Source organism: Cyanobium sp. Copco_Reservoir_LC18, from assembly GCF_009834675.1.
In the GTDB taxonomy this organism is placed as follows: Bacteria; Cyanobacteriota; Cyanobacteriia; order PCC-6307; family Cyanobiaceae; genus Cyanobium; species Cyanobium minutissimum.
In genome coordinates this window covers 117,582-136,413 of the sequence record NZ_ASAC01000012.1, presented here as the reverse complement: position 1 = coordinate 136,413, position 18,832 = coordinate 117,582, and the positions used below count along the sequence as shown (strand labels likewise).

Genomic DNA, 18,832 nt, shown 5'->3' with positions numbered 1-18,832 from the left:
AATGTGGGCGGCTGTTGTGCACCCCTCCGATGCTGGTTTCGCTCCAATGGCTCCGGGAGCTGGTCAGCGTGGAACCGGCCTGCCTTGAGCCGGGGCATCTGGCGGAGCGCCTCTCGATCGCCGGCTTCGAGGTGGAGGCCATCGAGGATCTGGCGGCCCGGGCGGCCGGGGTGGTGGTGGGCCATGTGCTGCAGCGTGAGCCCCACCCCAACGCCGACAAGCTCAGCGTCTGCCGGGTGGATGTGGGGGCTGACGAGCCCCTGCAGATCGTCTGCGGGGCGCCGAATGTGCGCCAGGGCCTGCACGTGCCCGTGGCCCTGGTGGGCAGCACCCTGCCGGCGGTGGGGCTGACGATCAAGCCCGCCGAACTGCGGGGGGTGGCCAGCAGCGGCATGATCTGCTCCCTGCGGGAGCTGGGCCTCGACGACGGCAGCGACGGCATCGCCGAACTCGATCGGATCCTCGACACCCTGCCCCCCCTCGGCACGGCGGTGGGCCCCTTGCTGGGCCTGGATGACCAGGTGCTGGAACTGGCGATCACCGCCAACCGCCCCGACGGCCTGTCGATGCGCGGCATCGCCCGCGAGGTGGCGGCCCTCAGCGGCGGCAGCACCACCTTCCCGGCGGCGGCGCCCGTGGTGGCCGCCCAGCCCCTGGCTGCCGCGGCGGCCGACCGCGAGGCCATCGAAGCGGGGGGGCTGTTCAGCCTCACCGCCCTCAGCGGGCTGACGGTGGGTCCCTCCCCGGACTGGCTGCGCCAGCGGCTGGAGCGGGCCGGTGTCCGCCCCATCAACAACGTGGTGGACATCACCAACCTGGTGATGCTGGAAACGGGCCAGCCCCTGCATGCCTTCGACCGGGATCGCCTGGGGGCGCTCACGGACGGCACGCCCGAGCCGGCCCGCATCGGCCTGCGCCAGGGCCGCAGCGGTGAGGCCTTCGTGGCCCTCGACGGCCAGGAGCGCAGCTTGAGTGAGGAGGCCCTGGTGGTCACCTGCGCCGACAATCCCATCGCCCTGGCCGGGGTGATGGGGGGCCTCGCCGAGGCCGTCACCACATCCACCACGGCCATCTGGCTGGAGGCGGCGGTGTTCGCCCCCCAGGCCGTGCGCCGTTCCGCCCGCAGCGTCGGCCTGCGTACCGAGGCCAGCAGCCGCTTCGAGAAGGGGGTGCCGCGGGAGATCACCCTGGCCGCCGCCGACCGGGCCGTGGCCCTGCTGCAGGAGCTGGCCGGAGCCCGGGTGGAGGGGCGCTGGCTGCACCAGCGAGCCGCGACACCCCAGCCGCCCCTGCCCCTGCGCCGCGATGCCCTCCACAACCTGCTGGGTCCGGTGCTGGTGGAGGGCGAGGCCCAGGACCTGGACGACGAACGCATCACCGCCACCCTCGAAGCCCTCGGCTGCGTCCTGGAGGAGGACGAGGAGGGCTGGCAGGTGCGGGTGCCGCCCGAGCGGGCGATGGACCTCAAGCGCGAGGTGGACCTGATCGAGGAGGTGGCCCGCCTGGTGGGCTACGACCACTTCGCCGCCCACCTGCCCGATCCCCTGATCCCCGGCGGCCTCGAGCCGGCCCAGCAGCTGGAGCGACGCCTGCGCCGCTCCCTCTGCGCCGCCGGCCTGCAGGAGATCGTCTCCCTGTCCCTGGTGGCGGCGGCTCCGGGCCGGGTGCCGCTGGCCAACCCACTTCTGGCCGACTACGGCCACCTGCGCGACAACCTGCACCAGGAGCTGCTCCTGGCCGCCCGCCGCAACCTGCAGGCCTCCCTTGGGGGCTTCTGGGGCTTCGAGATCGGCCGGGTCTTCCCGGGGGGGACGGCCAGCGGTGAGGAGCGCCATGGGGAACGCACCCTGCTGGTGGGGGTGATCTCCGGGGAGCGGCGCGGCGAACGCTGGCGCAGCTCCGGCAAGCCCACCCCGCCGGACTACTTCCAGGCCCGCGGCGTGCTCCAGGTCGGTCTGGAGCCCCTGCGCCTGCCCCTGGAGGACCGCCCCCTGACCGACGCCCCCCTGTTGCACCCCGGCCGCGCCGCCCAGCTGCTCGTGGAAGGGAAACCCGCCGGCTGGTTCGGCCAGCTCCACCCGGCCGAGGCCGAGCTCCTCGACCTGCCGGCGGCCACCTACGTGTTCCAGCTGGAGCTGGAACCCCTGCTCAGCGCCGGCACCCGCCGCAACCGCTGGCAGCCCAGCTTCCGCCCCTACCCCACGGTGCCGGCCTCGGAGCGCGATCTGGCCCTGGTGGTTCCCACCGACACCACGGCGGCGGACCTGCTGGCGGCGATCCGCAAGGCGGGCAAGCCGTTGCTGGAGCAGGCCGAACTGATCGACCGCTACGAAGGGGCCCAGGTGGAGGCCGGCCGCTGCAGCCAGGCCTTCCGCCTCCGCTACCGCGACAGCGCCCGCACACTCACCGACGAGGAGGTGGAGGCCGCCCACGGGCGGGTGCGCGACGCCCTCGAACGCCGCTTCGGCGCCGAACAGCGCCGCTAGAGACGCTCCAGGGCCGCCAGGGCCTCCACGTGGCTGGTGTTGGGGAAGAAGTCGACGGGCTGCACCCAGTTCAGCCGGTAGGCGCCTGAGCCACACAGCTGGGCCAGGTCGCGGGCCAGGGCCGCCGGATCACAGCTCACGTAGGCGATCCGCTGCGGCGGCGCCGCCAGGATCGCGGCGATGGCGATCGGATTCAGCCCCTTGCGGGGGGGATCCAGCACCAGGGCCTGCTGGCCCTGGAGGCGCTCCTCCAGCACCTGGGGCACATCGGCCTGCTCGAAGCTGGCCCGATCCTCCAGCCCGTTGGCGCCCGCATTCACCCGGGCCATCGCCACGGCGCCGGGGTGCAGCTCCAGGCCACTGACCCGCCAGCCGGCGGCGGCCAGGGGCAGGCTGTAGGTGCCGATGCCGCAGTAGGCATCGAGCAGGGAACCGCCGGCGGCAGCCGGGCCGAGGGCTTCGATCAGGTGGGGCACCAGCCGTTCGGCCTGGCGGGTGTTGACCTGGAAGAAGGTGTCGGCGGCGATGCGGAAGCGCAGGCCGGCGAAGCGTTCCTGGACCCACTCCCGGCCGCGGATCACCCGGGTCTCGTCGCCCATCAGGCGGTTGGTGGGCCTGGGCTGGAGGTTGAGGCAGACCCCCACCAGCTCGGGCCAGCGTTCACACCAGGCGTCGGCCAGGGCTTCAAGGCCGGGCAGGTCGTCATGGCTGCTGATCAGGGTGATCAGCAGCTCACCGGTGGCCGCCCCCACCCGCAGGCCCAGGTGACGCAGGCCGGGACCCTCAACGGCCTCGGGGTCGTTGCCGTGGCGGTCGATCGGCCAGTCGCTGGCTTCGATGTCGGCTTTCAGGGGGGCGATCAGGGCGTCGATGCGCGGATCGAGCACCGGGCAGCGGGCCATGTTGACGATCTGGTGCGAGCCGCGGCGGTAGTAGCCGGCCCGCAGACGGCCATCGGCCCGGCGCTCCAGCGGAATCAGGGCGCGGTTGCGGTAGCCCAGGGGCGGATCGGCCACCAGGAGCGGCCGCACCGGGGCGCTCAGGCCGCCGATGCGCTGCAGGGTCTGCTCCAGGGCGCGCTGCTTCCAGGCCGCCTGGGCCCCGTCCGTCAGCGGCTGGAGGCTGCAGCCCCCGCAGTTGTCGGCCAGGATGCAGGGGGTCCGGCGCCGGTCAGGGGAGGGCGTCAGCACCCGCAGCAGCTGGCCCACCAGATGGCGCCGCGCCACCGCCTGCAGCCGCACCTGCACGGTGTCCCCGGGCAGGGCGCCGCTGACGAACACCACCTGCCCGTCGTGGCGCCCCACCCCCTGCCCGTCATGGCCGAGGTCGGTGATCTCCAGCTCGAGCCTGTCGCCCACCGAAGCCATCCGTCGTCCGCCGCACTGCTGCGACCCTATCGGGGGTCGTGCAAAGGGGCGTTACACCTTGCGCCCGGAGCCCTGGCTGAGGCTTCGGGCTCGATAGGATTCGCCGGACTGTGGTCGCTGCTATGAGCGTCGTTCGCGATCTGATCCTCCAGGCCGATGATCAGCTCCGCTATCCCACCGGCGGCGAGTTGCGCACGATGGTGGAGTTTCTCAGCGGCGGGGCCCGCCGGCTGAGTGTCGTCAGGGTGCTGACCGACAACGAGAAGAAGATCATCGCCGAAGCCTCCAAGCAGCTGTTCCTGCGCAAGCCGGAGTACGTGGCCCCCGGCGGCAACGCCTTCGGCCAGAAACAGCGGGCCCAGTGCCTGCGGGATTACAGCTGGTATCTGCGGCTGGTCACCTACGGCATCCTGGCCGGCAGCACCGAGCTGATCCAGCAGATCGGCGTGGTGGGTGCCCGCGAGATGTACAACAGCCTGGGTGTGCCCCTGCCCGGGATGGTGGAGGCCATGCGCACCCTCAAGGAGGCGGCTCTGGTGTTGCTCGGTGGCGACGAAGCCGCCCTGGCCGGTCCCTACTTCGACTACCTGATCCAGGGTCTGCAGACCTCCACCTGAATCAGTCCGGCCGTCTCATTCTGGTCCAGGTGCTGGTCTGATGCTGTGTCCAGCATGAGACGCCCAAATACCCTTAGCCTGTCCCCGTCACTTCGGTGACGGGTTTTTTGTGGGCACTCCCGCGAGGGGATCGATGGCCCGCCGGATACGCGTCAACAACGCCTGTGGGCCGACAGAGCTACATCATGGGTCTCAGGCGAGACCCTAAGCTGGTCCCGATCTGGGACCCGGACCAGCCAGCCGCGACGGCGGCAGCGGCGGTGGTGCCGGTTCCTTGATGGCTGGGCCGTTGGCGGTGCTGCTGGACGGCATTCCCAGTCGCCAAGGCGATGACCCGCCCGAAGGAGAGTCCGTCCCAGCACGCGGGAGGCGGGACCAGACTGAGAGGCCCGCAGTCCTCTCAGTCTGGTCCCGTACCAGGTCCAAAGAGGACTCCCATCTGAGACTGTCGATGCAAAGCGTGCGGGGCTCGGGGTGCGGGGTCCGGCGTGGGGATGGACGACCCATCGGGGATGGCTCTCCCCCTGGCGGTTTCAGCGGCTTCTGACGCGTTCGACCGCCTCAGACCCCGAATTCTTCTGCGTATCTGTGTCAAAGACAGATACGCAGAGCCTTGGTAGCCTGCTGGGTACAGCCTTTTCAGTCCCTGTCCAATCCATGGACAGAACGACGGTCCATCACTCGCGACCCCTGGACGTCCCCCAGATCCGCGGCCAGGTGAGCGTCGAGCGCCAACGGCGTCGATGGGGACCGTTGCGTTCATCGGTACTGACAGCTCAGATCGACGAAAAATCACGGTATTGCTGCACCCGCCCTGGTCCAATTGTGAGACCCATCCATAGTCCCACTGGCGCCTTCTGGGACTGGGACGTGCCTGGCGACCCAGCCCATCATCCCGCCGACCGCCTATGTGTCGCACGAGGAGACCAGCAGCGGGTCCTAAATGGGACTGCCGATCCACCCGCTGCGGGTCCGGCCGTTCGCCTCGGCGGGTCAGCGTTCGTTCGCGGCCCCCTGCCGGTAGAGCTCCTTGAGCAGCTGGTAGGCCTCGTTGAGGCGCCGCATCGCCTCCACCGACCCTCCGGCGTCGGGATGGTGGCTCTGGGCCATCTCCCGGTACGCCTCGCGGATCTGGGCCAGGGTCAGGCGCTGGCCGGGATCGGTCGGCAGCTGCAGCAGCCGCAGGGCCCCGTGCAGGGTCATGGTGTGCTCCAGGGTCTGGAAGGAGGTGCCCCGGCGGCGGCGGCGGAAACGGTGCACGAAGCGGCGGATCAGGGTGGGAATCCGCAGGCTCAGGGTCGATCCACTGAACGGGTCCTCCAGCACCCCGGCGGTCACCATCACCCGCTCGAACGTCGGCGGCCCATCGCTCCAGCCGGGAACGAACTGCTGCATCACCTGGCAGGCCGCCGACCAGGTGAAGCTGCGTCCCTCACTCTGGTCGGACTGGGGCCAGATCTCCTGGCCCAGCCAGAGCATGGCCGCCTCCAGCACCGCCGCCCCGGCCGGCGATCCATAGAGCGTGCGCCAGTGGTTACCGGCCTCCTCCATCGCCTGCTGCACCACCTCGCTGCCGAGGGGCGGCAGGGGGGTCAGGGGCAGGGGCGCGGCCGCCTGGGACACCGTCGGCCGCAGACTGCGCTTGAGCACATCGGAGCGGCGCCGCACGAAGCCGGGCAGATCGATCCCCCCACCCGATGGCTGGGGGCGCGGGGCCTGCTCCTTCGGAGCCTCCCACTCGAATTCCGCCTGCAGGGTGTCCATCGCCCCCCGTCCCACCAGCACCAGGGCCCCCTGTTCCTCCAGGTCCTGCCGGTCCTCGGCGTGGTGCGGTCGCACCCGGCCCACCAGCGCCAGGCCATGGCCGTCCCCGCCATCTCCCTCCCGTTCCCCCTCACCCTCTGCCTCGCCATCCCCGTCGTCACCGGAGCCGAACAGGTCGTCCAGCAGCCGTTCGAGCACATCGCCCCGGCTGCGGATGCCCCACTCCCGCCGCAGATGGTCCAGGTGGGCCACCAGCTCCCGGGTGAGGTCGACGCTGATCCGCTGGCGCCCGTCATTCGACTTCTCAGCCACGGCAGCCCTCCATCGGTGCTGGGTTCGCGGGCATCGGACGGCTGGTCAGGGTCCCCGCTGGTCCCGCAGGAACTGCTGCTGGGCCTCCACGGCCTCGCGGTAGCGATCCACCAGCGTCCCACCGCCGGCGGCGGTGCCCGAGCGGCTGCGCATCGGCGTGATCATCGGGGATGGGGCCAGGACGCCACGGTTGGACGAGGGCAGCGGCGGCGGCGGCGTCAGCCAGCCAGCGGCCGGTGCCGGGCGGAGGATCTGGGACGGCGGCACCAGGGGACCGGTGCCGCCGGTGGGTGCCGGGGCGATCGTGGCGGCGGGGGGCACGATGGTGACCGCCGGCGGAGCGACGGGCGGCGGGGCCGGACGGACGGCGGCCCCGGCCCGGGCCAGCTCCAGCTGCCGCTCCCGCTCCTGGACCATGGCCAGCTGGCTGGCGCTCACCACGCTCAACAGGTGGCCGGGGGTGGCATCGGCCGGGTAGACGAGGCTGACCCGCACGGGGTTGACGACCCCGGGCGTCAGGTCGAGCTGGCCGAGGGAGAGGCTCTGCCCGGAGCGCAGACCCACATGCACCTCCCGCATGCCGGCGGGGGTCTGGATCTGGATCGAACCGCGGAAGGCCGTGAACGGCTGGCCGCCGATGAGGGTGGGGTGGCTCATCACCAGCTCATAGGGGCCGTTGCCCTTGAGATTGAGGTCGACGTCGAAACGGACCCCATAGGTGCCGACGTTGTCGAGGGATGAATCGACCATGCGGCTGGCCAGGGCGTTGACCTGCACGTCCCGGGTGCCGAAATGGTGCCGGTCGGTGCTGGTGAAGGGCACGTGCAGCGGCCCCTTGACGTCGAGGTCGTGGGTGATCGAGGCCTGGTAGGCATCGCCGAGCGCGACGCCGCCCACCCGGGAGAAGATGCGCCGGTTGTGGATGTCGTTGATCCGACTGAGATACACCCGGCCGGGGGCCAGGCGGCCCCCATCCAGCACCGCCAGCACGTCCCTGTCGGAATCGGGGGTCTTGGCGGCCACCACGGCGATCTGGAAGGGGCCGTCGCTGCGGCCCCGCAGGAGGGCGTTGGCGATGCCGAGGGCGGGAAGATCGGTCTGGAACAGCACGATGCGGCTACGGGCCGGGATCGTGATCTCATCGGTCAGACGGCTGTCCAGCCGGCCCCGCAGCATCTGCACGGCGGTGGCATCACCGGGGCCGGTGTTCCAGGGACGGGGACCCAGGGGTTTGACCCCCATCAGATTGTTGGCGAGGTAGGGGGCCTCGAAGCTGTTGCGCACCGCCCCCTTGGAGAAGCGGATGTGGACCGGACGGGGGCCGGGATTGATCAGGATGGCCGCCAGGGTGAGCTCCGCCCGGCGGGTGCCGGGGGCGATGGAGCGGCGGTTGGGGGGGAAGTACTTGTGGTGCAGGTGCATGCCGAATTCCCCGTTGAAGGTGAACTCGGCATTGCGCAGGGCTTGGCCTGTCTCCGCGGCGTAGGCATAGCCCGGCGCGGTGTTGATCAGGATCCCCGGCCCCTCCACTTCCTCGGGCTGGTTGGAGTGCAGCACCGGCACGGTGTTGAAGGTGCCGTTCAGCGGCCGGGCCTTCTGACCCGCCATCAGGGCCACATAGGCGTGGGCTGGCTGCGCCAGCACGAGGCCCAGACCCAGCGTCAGCCAGACACCGATGGGACCAATGGGGGAAACTGATCTCAAATTGCGACAGGCTGGTGGAGTGGGTGGCCAGAGGACGGTAAGGCGGGATGCGACCGTCCCAACCGATGGGGTGCGAGGACCTGGGCAGCCCCGGATGGAACGACGGGCTCGCTAGAACGGACCCACTCTGCAGATTTTGTCATGATTCCTCCCTTCGGGTACTGCTCCGGGTCGGAGTCCGGAGCCAGCGCCCTGCGGCGGTATCAGGAACGCAAGCTGCGCCTGCTGAGTTTCTGGCGCGATGGCATCGAGCGCCAGCTGGCCGCGATGAACGCCGCCATCAGCACCCTGGAACAGCAGATGCATCGCGATCAGGCCGATCACCAGGGGTGAGTCCGCGGGCGTCCAGCTCCCGCCGCAGCTGCTCCAGCCCCTTGTGCAGCAGGCGCTTCACCGTCATCGGGCTGACGTCCATCTGGCGCCCCAGGCGCCGGTAGCTCCAGCCCGCCAAGACCACCTGGCGCACCACCAGCTGCGTCCGGGGCTCCAGCAGGGCCAGCAGCATCGCCGCCGACGGTCCCGCTTCCCCCTGGCGGCAGGGCTCGCTGGCCGTCTGGGAGGCCACGGCCTCCAGCAGGCAGGGATCGTCCAGGTTGGCGGGCCTGGCCAGCAACCGCTGCACCTCCAGCCGTTGCCACTCCGCCGGGGTGACGCCCAGGGTGCCGCAGAGCAGGGCGATTCCCCGGCCTGGATCCGCCAGCAGCATGGGGTGGCGGCTGAGTCGGTTGAAGCGTTCCTGCAGTTCCGCCTGGCGCCGCGGCAGTCGCACCATCGGGGCCGCGTCCCGCAGGTAATGGAGGATGGCTCCCCGGATGTGGGGCCTGGCGAAGGCCTCGAACGGGGTGCGGCGGTCCTCGTTGAACAGCTCGGCGGCCCGGATCAGCCCCAGCAGCCCCACCTGGAGCAGGTCGTCGAAGGACTCCCGGCTGCAACGGGCGTAGTGCAGTGCCAGAGGGCGGACCACCGCCCGGTACTGCTCCACACGCCGGTTGCGGCGGGCGGCGGCGGCGGGAAGGGTCTGGCGGCAGGAGGGTGAAGGGGCCATGGTCGTGGGGCCTGGACGTCGGCGATGTCGGGACAAGCGGGGCGTGCCGCGGCGCCGATGAAGGCTGGCGGTGCGCTCCTTTTCCAGAGAGGGCCAGGGGGGCCGAAACCCACAACCGTGAAACCACGGAAGTCTGCCGTCGGGTTCAGGACAGAGGGGCGGCCACGTCCTTCAGCAGGGCCCAGGGACCGTGCCGTTCCAGCCAGCCCCTGTCGGAGCCTTCGGTGATCAGCAGGAAGCCGGCGAAGCCCAGGGCATTGACGCTGAAGCCGGCCCCGTGCTCCCGCACCCTCCGCACGGTCAGGAACCAGTCGTCGTCGAACAGCAGGTTGTAGGGGTGCAGGGGCTCGCTGTCGCGGCCCGGCTCTCCCAGGCCCAGGTCCCTGGCATGGGTGTGGTATAGATCCGCCAGATCGGACCCGCCCAGGGGATCGCTGCGCCGGCTGAGCCGGTAGGCCCAGCTCCAGGAGGTCGACCCCGTCTCCAGCTGCTCCAGGAACAGCGGCGCCAGGGGGCAGCTGGGCTCCCCGGGGCGCCGCGGCAGCAGCTGCAGATGGCGATGGGGCTGGCTGGCGCCGGAGCGGGCGCCGCTGTTGAAGAACCACAGCCCGCCGGTGTCCCGGCCCACCTCCGCCACCGCCTGCCAGTCGGCGGCCTCGATCCAGCCGGCCTGGGGACGCCAGTCCCGGGTGATCACCAGCAGGTGCGCCTCCTGCACCGGGTACTTGTTCAGCAGCAGCACGTGGGCAGGCTCGAGCAGCTCCACCTGCAGGGGCCGGTCCCAGGGCAGGAAGGGATTGGGCCGGGGACCCCCCTGGCGCAGGTGCCGGGGCGTGGAGGAAAGCAGCTCACGGACGACGAAGGGCTCCATGCCGGGGACCGGCAGGAGGCGCGTGTCGAGCGGCACCAGGGCCCCCTGGCGGCGGGCCCGCTCCGTCACCTCCCGGGCCCGCTGCCAATGGCGCTCAGCTCGCACCGGCCTGCAGTCGGGCCAGGGAGGCGCCCCGGTAGTAGCGCCCGAGGATCTCGTTGTATCGGAGTCCCTGCTCCGCCAGATCCTGGGCGCCATGCTGGCTCATGCTGGCCCCCAGGTGGCCGTGGGCCTCCTGGGTGATGCGGTAGGTCGCCGCGTAGAGGCTCTCGACGATGCCCCCCTGGTAGCTGAGGATCACCCCGGAGGTGCTGGCGGTGGCCTGGCGGGTGCGGGCGGTGACGCTGCCCAGGCCCCGGTAGGCCTGCCAGCGGGTGGTGTCGCCCAGGTGCCAGTGGGCACTGGCCGGACGGGCCATGTGGGCCATGGCGTAGGACCGGGCCGCCACGGCCTGGGCCTTGAGGGCCTCCATGTTCCAGCTGCTGGGCATTTCGGCGCCCACCACGGAACTGATGTAGCGCTCCAGGGAGATGTGGTTCACCAGCTGGAGGCCCTGGGATCCGCGCAGCACCCTCAGCCGGCCTTCGTAGGGACGCCCGTCCACCTGCAGGACGTGGTCGGAGCCGGTCTCCATCCAGACCTCGGCCCGTCCGGCCATGGCCGCCGCCAGGTCGGGGGCGTCAGCGGGACCGCCCTCCTGGACGGGGCGGCCGTCCCGGTCGACCAGCCGCCAGTAGCCGCTGGCGCCGAGCCGGGGGGAGGGGGAGGCGCCCAGCAGGGCCACCCGGATCTCGAGGGGCACCTCCGTGCCGGCCTCCGGCTCCACCAGGGCGGGGTCGGGATGGCTCAGGCTGGTGCGCTGGGCCTGCAGGGAGGCGGCCGCCAGCAGATCGCTGTCCGGGGCGGCGCTGGCCCCGGTGTTCGCCTGGGAGACCTCCCGGGGCTGGGCGATCAGGGCTTCCAGGAGGTCGGGATCGGAGCGGGAAGCCCCTGCCGGGATCAGTTCCTGGGCGGCGAAACCCGCTCCCACCGCCACGACGGCCAGGGGGGCGGTGAGCAGGATCGGGTGGCGGCGGCAACCCTGCAGCAGTCGCCGGCCGGTGGCGCGGAAAGCGGCGATGGCGGCCGTGACATGCCGGCTCACGGCGGAGATCCACAAAGAGGTGCATGGATCATGCCGGAGAATCCGTCTGCGTCGCCGCCCGGCGCAGGACGGTCGCCCCATCGCACAGCGGCCCAGCCCTGTCGTTCAGGCGGCCGCTTCGGCCCGCAGGTCGCGCTGCATCAGCTCCTGCACGGCCTGGCGGGCCTCCAGCTCGCCCGCCAGCAGGCGCACCACCTGCCCGCAGATGGGCAGTTGCCAGCCCTCCCGCTCGGCCAGGGCCAGGGTGGCCCGGGCGGTGCGGGGCCCCTCCACGGTGGCGCCGATCCTGGCCAGGGCGGTGGTTTCGTCGCAGCCCTCGGCCAGCAGGCTGCCGAAGCGGTAATTGCGGCTGAGACTGCTGTTGGCCGTGGCCAGCAGGTCCCCCAGGCCCGCCAGCCCATAGAGGGTGGTGGGCTGGCCGCCGAGGGCCGCGAGCACGACGGCGATCTCCGCCAGACCGCGGCAGAGCAGGGAGGCCTTGGCGTTGGCCCCCAGGCCCAGGCCGTCACTGATGCCGGCAGCCAGGGCGATCACGTTCTTGAGGGCCCCGGCCGCCTCGGTGCCGATGGGGTCGGCGTTCGTGTACAGCCGCAGGTGCGGGGTCCGCAGCTGCTCCTGCAGCCGGCGGGCCAGCAACGGGTCGTCGCTGCTGAGCACGCTTGCGGCGGGCAGGCCCCGCTCCAGCTCCTCGGCCAGGTTCGGACCGCTCAGCACCGCCAGCGGCACCGCCGGCAGGTGGCGCCGCCAGAGCTGGCTGGCGGTGCAGAGGCTGTCGAGATCGATGCCCTTGCTGCAGCTCAGCAGCGGCAGGCCCTCCGGCCAGCACCCCCGCAGGCTCAGGCTCAGGGGGGCGACCCCCACCATCGACACGGCCACCACCACCAGATCGCAGTCCTGCAGCAGGGCCGCCGGGTCTCCCCCATCGCGCCGCGACCAGCTGCGCAGATGGTGACCCTGGCGCTCCCAGAGCCGCAGCAGCGTGCCGCCCCAGGCACCCCGACCCAGCACGGTGATGCGCAGACTCATGGACCGACGCGTGGGGCGGTTCCCCGGAAGGAACCGCCATCATGCGCCATCTCCGTGTCCGCCATGCCGAGCACCTCCAACCCCTGCTGGCAGGACTGGGACGGTCAGGCCCTGATCGTGGGCCCGGGGGGCATCGGCCGGGCGCTGGCGGCCGAGCTGGCCCGGCGGGCGCCGGGGCTGCGGATCCGCACCGCCGGCCGCCGCGATGCGGACATCCGACTTGATCTGGCCGATGACGCCAGCCTCGCCGCACTGGCCGCCTCTGCCGCCGACGCGCTCGCCCCCCTCCGGGTCGTGATCAACACCGCCGGGCTGCTGCACGACGGCCCCCTGCAACCGGAGAAGCGCCTCTCCCAGGTGAGCCGCCAGGCCCTGGAGCGCAGCTTCGCCGTCAACGCCTTCGGACCCCTGCTGCTCGCCCAGGCGGTCGAAGCGGCCCTGCCCCGCGACCGGCCGGTGCACTTCGCCAGCCTTTCGGCCCGGGTGGGCAGCATCGGCGACAACCGCCTCGGCGGCTGGTACGCCTACCGGGCCGCCAAGGCGGCCCAGAACCAGCTGCTGCGCACCCTGGCGATCGAGTGGCAGCGCCGCCTCCCCCAGGCCTGCGTGACCCTGCTCCATCCCGGCACCACCGCCACCCCGCTCTCGGCCCCCTTCGGCCGCTCCGTGCCGCCCACGGCCCTGTTCAGCCCGGAGCGGGCGGCCGGCCACCTGCTGGATGTGCTGGAAAGCCAGACGCCCGCCGGCAGCGGCGCCTTCCTCGCCTGGGACGGCCAGCCGGTGCCCTGGTGAGGCACCCGCTGGCGGGCGGCGCTCAGGCGGCGTGGCTGCGCAGGACGTCCAGGGGGATCACCTCGAGGGTGGAGAGGGCGGAGCTCTCCAGCCGCACGGGGGGGGCCATGCCGTCCTCGTAGGCCTCCAGCCAGCGGGCGGCGCAGACGCACCAGTGATCCCCGGGGCGGAGGCCGGGGAAGTTGTAGGCCGGCATCGGCGTCGACAGATCGTTGCCCTGGGCGCGGCTGTAGGTCAGAAACGACTCGTTCACCACGCAGCAGACCGTGTGGCGGCCGAGATCACCGGGATCGGCATGGCAGTAGCCGTCCCTGAACCAACCGGTGAGGGGCGCACAGCCGCACTCCTGCAATGGTTCTCCCAGCACGTTGCGGCTTTCGGCAGGGGGCTGCAAGGGGGAGGCGACCAAGGCCGGAACGGTGCAGGAACGGGGAGAGTCTGACGGAGGACTGGCACAAATTGCCCCCAGGAGGTTGACGAATTCCGGGGGAGAGGGGTTAAAGGTCTTTCAGCACGACCCCCTTCATGAGCTGGGATTTCACCGAGGATGCGGCCTTCCTGGCCCTCTGCGACGCCTACAAGGAAAGCGGTGAGCCCTCCGCCATGGAGTTTCTGGCCCATGGCGAGGGTGCCTTCCATTTCCAGGAACTCACCCAGAACGCCGCCGGTGAGGGGATCGACCTGAGCGACTCCGACGCCCTCGATGCCTTCCAGCAGGACGTGATCGACAGCCTGGAGGAGCTCTGCAGCTGAGCCCCTCGGGGCCGGGCTCAGCCGTAGAAGAAGGCGATCTCCTTGTCCTTGAGACCCTCCCAGCCCGCTTCCCGCAGGCGCTGGTCGAGGGTGAGCCGATCCAGGTGCTTGGCGCCGGTGCGGACGATGCGGTTGCGCATCGACTTCTTCACGCCGCTGCGGGCCCGGCGGCTCTCCAGTTCCATCACTTCGCCGTAGAGGGCGAGCATGGCGGCCGGGATCGGGGAGCCGTCCAGATCCACGCCCGCCGCGATGGCGTCATCAACGCCGCCGGGTCCTGCGATGGCCATGGCCAGGGATGCGAAGGGAGAGCAAAGCCTGCCATGGCCTGGGGCCTTCTCAGGCGCTGAAATAACGGGCCTGGCTGTGGAGGGCCACCAGGGCGGTGGTGCTCTGCTCCGGCTCCAGCTGGTCGCTTTCGTCCATGGTCAGGCCGATGCGGTCGGCGCCCAGCCAGGCCAGCTGCTGGCGGGAGTCGGCCACGTTCGGGCAGGCGGGATAGCCGAAGGAGTAGCGGCTGCCCCGGTAGCGCTGGGCCAGCACGTCCCGGAGCGCCGTGGGCTCATCGGCGGCGAATCCCATCTCCCGGCGGATGCGGGCATGGGTCCATTCGGCCAGGGCCTCGGCCATCTGGACCGCCAGGCCGTGGAAATAGAGGTAGTCGCTGTAGCGATCGGCCCGGAAGAGCTCCTGGGCGAAGCGGGTGGCCCCTTCGCCCATGGTGACGGCCTGCATCGGCAGCACGTCCGCCGGCCGCTGGCTGCCGTCGGGAGCCGTCTCCAGGTCGCGGTAGAAGTCGGCGATGCAGTAGCGGTTGCCGCTGCGCTGGCGCGGCAGGGCGAAGCGCCCCAGCTCGCCGCCGCCGCTGGTGGCCGGATCCCCGTCGGCCATCGCCGAAGGATCGAACACCACCAGCGCATTGCCGGCGCGGCCGCAGGGGAAGTAGCCGTAGGCCACCCGGGGGGTGAGCAGGCCCTCCCGGCGGCAGCGGCCGAGCCACTCCTGCAGCACCGGTTCCGCCTTCTCGGCGAGCATCGCCTCGTAGTCCTGGCGGCTCTGCTGCTGGGTCTTGCGCAGCTGCCACTGGCCGGCGAAGAGGGCGTTGCGATCCAGGTAAGCGAACACCTCGTCGAGGTCGATCCCGGCCTCGGTGAGCACCCGGGTGCCCCAGAAGGGGGGCGCAAGGGCCGGTTCGGCCGGCACCGCCGCGGAGCGTTCGTCGCTGGCGGCCTCCCCGGGCTCGGCCGGCCCCGGAGCCTCCCCAGGCTCCACGGTCGCCTCGCCCCCATCGGCGGCGGCCGCCCCGGAGGCGGGCTCAGCCAGCCCCAGGCCCTCGGGACCGCCGTCGAGGAAACCCTGGTGGTCGTCCCAGCGGCCGGCCGCCTTGGCCTCCATCAGGGCATCCATGAAGCGGAGGTCGGCGAAAGCGTCCCGGCCGTAGATCACCTGGCCCCGGTAGGCCGCTCGGCAGTCGCCGTTGACGAACCGCGGTGTCAGCGCCGCGCCGCCGAGGATGATGGGAACGGAGATGCCCACCTCATTGAAGGTTTCGAGGTTGTCCTTCATGAAGGCGGTGGATTTCACCAGCAGGCCGCTCATGGCGATGCAGTCAGCACCGTGCTGCCGCTGGGCCTCGACGATCGCATCGACGCTCTGCTTGATGCCCAGATTCACCACCTCATAGCCATTGTTGGTGAGGATGATGTCCACCAGATTCTTGCCGATGTCGTGAACGTCCCCCTTGACGGTGGCGATCAGGAACTTGCCCTTGCTGCTGGATTCCCCCTCCTGGCGTTCCATGTGGGGTTCGAGGAAGGCCACGGCCGCCTTCATGGTTTCGGCGCTCTGCAGCACGAAGGGCAGCTGCATCTGCCCCGATCCGAACAGTTCCCCCACCACCTTCATGCCATCCAGCAGGAAGGTGTTGATGATCTTCAGCGGTGGATGCTCCGCCAGGGCCTCCTGCAGAGCCGTCTCCAGGCCGATGCGTTCGCCGTCGATGATGTGCTGCTTGAGCCGCTCCTCCAGGGGCAGATCGGCCAGCGACGGCCCGGAGGCCCGGGCTTCCCTGGCGCTGACACCCTCGAACTCGCTGGTCAGCAGGGTGAGGGGATCGTGGACGCAGATGCCGTCCTCGAAACGACGCCGGTCGTGGATCAGATCGCGGCAGATCTGCTGGTGCTCCTCGCTGATCTTCGCCAGGGGCAGGATCTTCGCCGGGCTGACGATCGCCGCATCCATGCCCGCGGCGCAGCAGTCGTGCAGGAACACCGAATTGAGCACGATGCGGGCGGCCGGCGACAGCCCGAAGCTGACGTTGCTGACCCCCAGCACCACATGCACGCCCGGAAGATCCTGGCGGATCCGGCGGATCGCCTCGATCGTGGCGGCCGCGTTGGCCCGGTCCTCCTCGATGCCGGTGGAGATGGGCAGGGCAAGCGGGTCGTAGAAGATCTCATGGGCGGGCAGGCCGAACTCGAGCGCGTCCCGGTAGGCCCGCTGGGCGATGGCGAACTTGCGCTCGGCGGTGCGGGCCATGCCCTCCTCGTCGATCGTGCCCACCACCACGCCGGCGCCGTAGTCACGGGCCAGTTCGAGCACCTTGAAGAAGCGCTCGTCGCCGTCCTCGTAGTTGGTGGAGTTGAGGATGCACTTGCCACCGGCCACCTTGAGGCCGGCCTCCATCTTCTGCCACTCGGTGGAATCGAGCATCAGCGGTAGGTTCACGTTGGTGACCAGCCGGCTCACCAGATCGTGCATGTCCTTGACCCCATCGCGCCCCACGTAGTCGACGTTCACATCGAGCACGTGGGCGTTCTCCTTCACCTGGCCCCGGGCCACCGCCACCAGGCCATCCCAGTCCTCGGCGTTGAGCAGCTCGCGCACCTTCTTCGAGCCGCTGGCATTGAGCCGCTCGCCGATGATCAGGAACGAGTTGTCCTGGAAGTAGGGGGTGACGCCATAGATCGAGGCCACCGCCGGCTCGTAGTGGAGCGGTGGCCGCTCCAGCCGCTGCCGGGGCTGCCGCACCTCGCGGGGGGCCGGCTTCAGACCGGCGGCGAGGTCCGCCAGGGCGCCGATATGGGCGGGGGTGGTGCCGCAGCAGCCACCGATCACCTGCACCCCGAGATCCTCGACGAAGTGCATCAGCTGCATCCGCATCTCGGTGGGGGTGAGCCGGTAGTGGGCCACGCCGCCGATGTTCTCCGGCAGCCCCGCGTTGGGGATGCAGCTCACCACGAAGGGACTGTGCTGGCTCAGATAGCGGATGTGCTCCTTCATCTGCTCCGGACCGGTGGCGCAGTTGAGGCCGAGCACGTCGATCGGGAAGGGCTCCAGGATCGCCACCACCGCGGCGATGTCGGAGCCCACCAGCATGGTGCCTGTGGTTTCCATGGTCACCGAGACCATCAACGGACGCCGCTCTCCAGCTGAGCTGAAGGCCTCCTCGATCCCCTGCAGGGCCGCCTTGATCTGCAGCACGTCCTGGCAGGTCTCGACGATGAACAGGTCGACGTCCCCGGCGATCAGGCCGGCGGCCTGCTCCCGGAACGAGGCCTTCATCGTGTCGAAGTCGATGTGGCCGAGGGTGGGCAGTTTCGTGGTGGGCCCCATCGAGCCGGCCACGAAGCGGGGCTTCTCGGGCGTGCTGTAGGCGGCGGCCATCTCGCGGGCCAGTTCGGCGGCCCGGCAGTTGATGGCGAAGGCCTGGTCCTCCAGTCCGTACTCGGCCAGCACGATCGAGGCGGCCCCGAAGGTGTCCGTCTCGATCACGTCGCAACCCACCTCCAGGAACTGGCGATGCACCGCCTGGACCGCATCGGGCCGGGTGAACACCAGGTTCTCGTTGCAGCCCTCCAGGGCCGGGCCACCGAAATCCTCCGCCGTCAGGTTCATCTCCTGCAGGGAGGTGCCCGTGGCGCCGTCGAAGACGAGCACCGGCCGGGTCGGACCGTGCAGCCAGTCGAGGAAGCCGATGCGGTCAGTGGGGTGGTGGATGGCGGCGGTGACGACCATCAGGCGTCGATGCGGATGCGGGTGACCCAGTGGTCATAGGAGGGATCGCGGCCCTCCGTGATCGCCGTGAGGCGGTCGCGCAGACGCTCCATCACCGGGCGGTGGCTGGAGAGGTCGGTGGATTCGATCCGGCGCACCGGGGTGACCCGGGCGGCGGTGCCGCTGAGGAACACCTCGTCGGCGATCATCAGTTCGGTCTTGTCGACGGCCCGCTCGAGCACGGGGATGTCCATCGAGCGCGCCAGCTCCATGATGCTGGCTCGGGTGATGCCCTCGAGGATGTCCTGATCGACGCCGGGGGTGATCAGCACGCCGTCCCGGACGATGAACAGGTTCATGCCGCTGGCCTCGCTCACCTTGCCGCGGCTGTTGAGCAGCAGGGCCTCATCGAAACCGCTCTTGACGGCTTCCGTCTTGGCCAGCGAACTGGTGATGTAGGCGCCGCTGATCTTGCCCCGCAGGGGCAGGGAGCGGTCCTCCTGGCGGCACCAGCTGCTGATGCGGCAGCTGACACCCTCGGGGGAGAGATAGTCGCCCATCTCGATCCCGTAGATGAGGAAGTCGGTTTGGATGTTGTGCAGCCGCGGGGCGATGCCGAGATCGCTGGTGTAGACGAACGGCCGCAGGTAGATCGGGCAGGTGGGCCGGTTGGCCTGCAGAAAGGCATGGATGGCGTTATGGATCGTCTCCTCCGGCAGTTCCGTCAGCAGCAGCCGGGCGCTCTGGCTGAGGCGACGGGCATGGCGATCGGCCCGGAACAGCAGGATCTCGTTGTTGTCGGCGGGGTTGGGGAGGGCCCGCATGCCGCCGAAGGCGCCCGTGCCGTAATGCAGCGCATGGGTGGCCACCGAGAGGGTGGCCTCGGCAAAGGGGACGCATTGTCCGCCGAACCAGGCATAGGGCAGGAACTGGTGCATGGAAGGCGGTGGCGACG

General features: G+C 70.7%; 16 protein-coding genes. 5 read left to right on the top strand and 11 right to left on the bottom strand.

Translation table 11 applies throughout. The annotated features are described in order from the left end of the window. The first annotated feature begins 29 nt into the window (after positions 1-29). Positions 30-2,486 (top strand): phenylalanine--tRNA ligase subunit beta, encoded by a 2,457-nt coding sequence (gene pheT, locus L107_RS05970; RefSeq protein ID WP_159817024.1) that lies wholly within the window; start codon positions 30-32, stop codon positions 2,484-2,486. On the opposite strand, the gene rlmD is transcribed toward pheT, so the two are convergent. Beyond that, positions 2,483-3,853, bottom strand: coding sequence for a 23S rRNA (uracil(1939)-C(5))-methyltransferase RlmD (rlmD, locus tag L107_RS05965; RefSeq protein WP_159817022.1), 1,371 nt, complete (start codon positions 3,851-3,853; stop codon positions 2,483-2,485). The genes pheT and rlmD overlap by 4 nt on opposite strands. A gap of 122 nt (positions 3,854-3,975) precedes the next feature. Between rlmD and L107_RS05960 the strand changes: the two genes are divergently transcribed. Beyond that, positions 3,976-4,470, top strand: coding sequence for an allophycocyanin subunit alpha-B (locus tag L107_RS05960; protein WP_106219991.1), 495 nt, complete (start codon positions 3,976-3,978; stop codon positions 4,468-4,470). Positions 4,471-5,463: 993 nt separating this feature from the next. Here L107_RS05960 and L107_RS05955 read toward each other — a convergent pair. Together L107_RS05955 and L107_RS05950 are read right to left on the bottom strand one after the other, a co-directional pair. Continuing rightward, complete coding sequence (locus L107_RS05955; RefSeq protein WP_159817020.1) at positions 5,464-6,546, bottom strand: J domain-containing protein; 1,083 nt, start codon at positions 6,544-6,546, stop codon at positions 5,464-5,466. A 45-nt stretch (positions 6,547-6,591) separates the two neighbouring features. Next, entirely contained in the window at positions 6,592-8,154 is a 1,563-nt protein-coding gene (locus L107_RS05950; RefSeq protein WP_370515422.1) for a DUF3370 family protein, read from the bottom strand. A gap of 237 nt (positions 8,155-8,391) precedes the next feature. On the opposite strand from L107_RS05950, the gene L107_RS05945 reads away from it, so the two are divergent. Further along, positions 8,392-8,583 (top strand): sigma factor SigF, encoded by a 192-nt coding sequence (locus tag L107_RS05945; protein ID WP_106219994.1) that lies wholly within the window; start codon positions 8,392-8,394, stop codon positions 8,581-8,583. Here L107_RS05945 and L107_RS05940 read toward each other — a convergent pair. From L107_RS05940 to L107_RS05925, 4 genes are all read right to left on the bottom strand, one after another. Then, positions 8,531-9,295: a sigma-70 family RNA polymerase sigma factor gene (locus L107_RS05940; protein WP_159817016.1), complete on the bottom strand. Its 765-nt coding sequence runs from the start codon at positions 9,293-9,295 to the stop codon at positions 8,531-8,533. The genes L107_RS05945 and L107_RS05940 overlap by 53 nt on opposite strands. A 145-nt stretch (positions 9,296-9,440) precedes the next feature. Further along, positions 9,441-10,271 (bottom strand): DUF4922 domain-containing protein, encoded by an 831-nt coding sequence (locus L107_RS05935; RefSeq protein ID WP_159817014.1) that lies wholly within the window; start codon positions 10,269-10,271, stop codon positions 9,441-9,443. Further along, positions 10,261-11,310, bottom strand: coding sequence for a SpoIID/LytB domain-containing protein (locus tag L107_RS05930; protein ID WP_236550528.1), 1,050 nt, complete (start codon positions 11,308-11,310; stop codon positions 10,261-10,263). Before L107_RS05930 ends, L107_RS05935 begins: the two co-directional genes overlap by 11 nt. Before the next feature lie 105 nt (positions 11,311-11,415). After that, positions 11,416-12,336 carry an NAD(P)H-dependent glycerol-3-phosphate dehydrogenase gene (locus tag L107_RS05925; RefSeq protein ID WP_159817010.1) on the bottom strand — a complete coding sequence of 307 codons (921 nt, stop codon included), beginning with the start codon at positions 12,334-12,336 and terminating at the stop codon, positions 11,416-11,418. A gap of 63 nt (positions 12,337-12,399) precedes the next feature. Between L107_RS05925 and L107_RS05920 the strand changes: the two genes are divergently transcribed. Continuing rightward, positions 12,400-13,128, top strand: coding sequence for an SDR family NAD(P)-dependent oxidoreductase (locus L107_RS05920; RefSeq protein WP_159817008.1), 729 nt, complete (start codon positions 12,400-12,402; stop codon positions 13,126-13,128). Positions 13,129-13,150: 22 nt separating this feature from the next. Here L107_RS05920 and L107_RS05915 read toward each other — a convergent pair whose 3' ends face one another. Beyond that, positions 13,151-13,537, bottom strand: coding sequence for a DUF2237 family protein (locus L107_RS05915; RefSeq protein WP_159817006.1), 387 nt, complete (start codon positions 13,535-13,537; stop codon positions 13,151-13,153). Positions 13,538-13,653: 116 nt separating this feature from the next. On the opposite strand from L107_RS05915, the gene L107_RS05910 reads away from it, so the two are divergent. Beyond that, positions 13,654-13,881 carry a hypothetical protein gene (locus L107_RS05910; protein ID WP_015108208.1) on the top strand — a complete coding sequence of 76 codons (228 nt, stop codon included), beginning with the start codon at positions 13,654-13,656 and terminating at the stop codon, positions 13,879-13,881. A gap of 17 nt (positions 13,882-13,898) precedes the next feature. Here L107_RS05910 and L107_RS05905 read toward each other — a convergent pair whose 3' ends face one another. The 3 genes from L107_RS05905 to L107_RS05895 are packed head-to-tail and all read right to left on the bottom strand — an operon-like array spanning position 13,899 to position 18,815. After that, the gene (locus tag L107_RS05905) at positions 13,899-14,171 is read right to left on the bottom strand and encodes a DUF4090 family protein (RefSeq protein ID WP_094584569.1); all 273 of its coding nucleotides are present in this window, start codon (positions 14,169-14,171) and stop codon (positions 13,899-13,901) included. 49 nt (positions 14,172-14,220) lie between these two features. Beyond that, positions 14,221-17,898: a methionine synthase gene (gene metH / locus L107_RS05900; protein WP_159817004.1), complete on the bottom strand. Its 3,678-nt coding sequence runs from the start codon at positions 17,896-17,898 to the stop codon at positions 14,221-14,223. After that, positions 17,898-18,815, bottom strand: a complete 918-nt coding sequence (locus tag L107_RS05895) for a branched-chain amino acid transaminase (protein WP_094584571.1) — start codon at positions 18,813-18,815, stop codon at positions 17,898-17,900. The genes metH and L107_RS05895 overlap by 1 nt, the downstream gene beginning before the upstream one ends. Positions 18,816-18,832 lie beyond the last annotated feature (17 nt).

Bases quoted from the DNA above. Each gene is read 5' to 3' on its own strand.
- L107_RS05940 (WP_159817016.1), bottom strand. From the start codon at position 9,295: ATGGCCCCTTCACCCTCCTGCCGCCAGACCCTTCCCGCCGCCGCCGCC.
- pheT (WP_159817024.1), top strand. From the start codon at position 30: ATGCTGGTTTCGCTCCAATGGCTCCGGGAGCTGGTCAGCGTGGAACCG.
- L107_RS05925 (WP_159817010.1), bottom strand. From the start codon at position 12,336: ATGAGTCTGCGCATCACCGTGCTGGGTCGGGGTGCCTGGGGCGGCACG.
- L107_RS05905 (WP_094584569.1), bottom strand. From the start codon at position 14,171: ATGGCCATCGCAGGACCCGGCGGCGTTGATGACGCCATCGCGGCGGGC.
- L107_RS05950 (WP_370515422.1), bottom strand. From the start codon at position 8,154: ATGGCGGGTCAGAAGGCCCGGCCGCTGAACGGCACCTTCAACACCGTG.
- rlmD (WP_159817022.1), bottom strand. From the start codon at position 3,853: ATGGCTTCGGTGGGCGACAGGCTCGAGCTGGAGATCACCGACCTCGGC.
- L107_RS05945 (WP_106219994.1), top strand. From the start codon at position 8,392: ATGATTCCTCCCTTCGGGTACTGCTCCGGGTCGGAGTCCGGAGCCAGC.
- L107_RS05920 (WP_159817008.1), top strand. From the start codon at position 12,400: ATGCCGAGCACCTCCAACCCCTGCTGGCAGGACTGGGACGGTCAGGCC.
- L107_RS05895 (WP_094584571.1), bottom strand. From the start codon at position 18,815: ATGCACCAGTTCCTGCCCTATGCCTGGTTCGGCGGACAATGCGTCCCC.
- metH (WP_159817004.1), bottom strand. From the start codon at position 17,898: ATGGTCGTCACCGCCGCCATCCACCACCCCACTGACCGCATCGGCTTC.
- L107_RS05960 (WP_106219991.1), top strand. From the start codon at position 3,976: ATGAGCGTCGTTCGCGATCTGATCCTCCAGGCCGATGATCAGCTCCGC.
- L107_RS05910 (WP_015108208.1), top strand. From the start codon at position 13,654: ATGAGCTGGGATTTCACCGAGGATGCGGCCTTCCTGGCCCTCTGCGAC.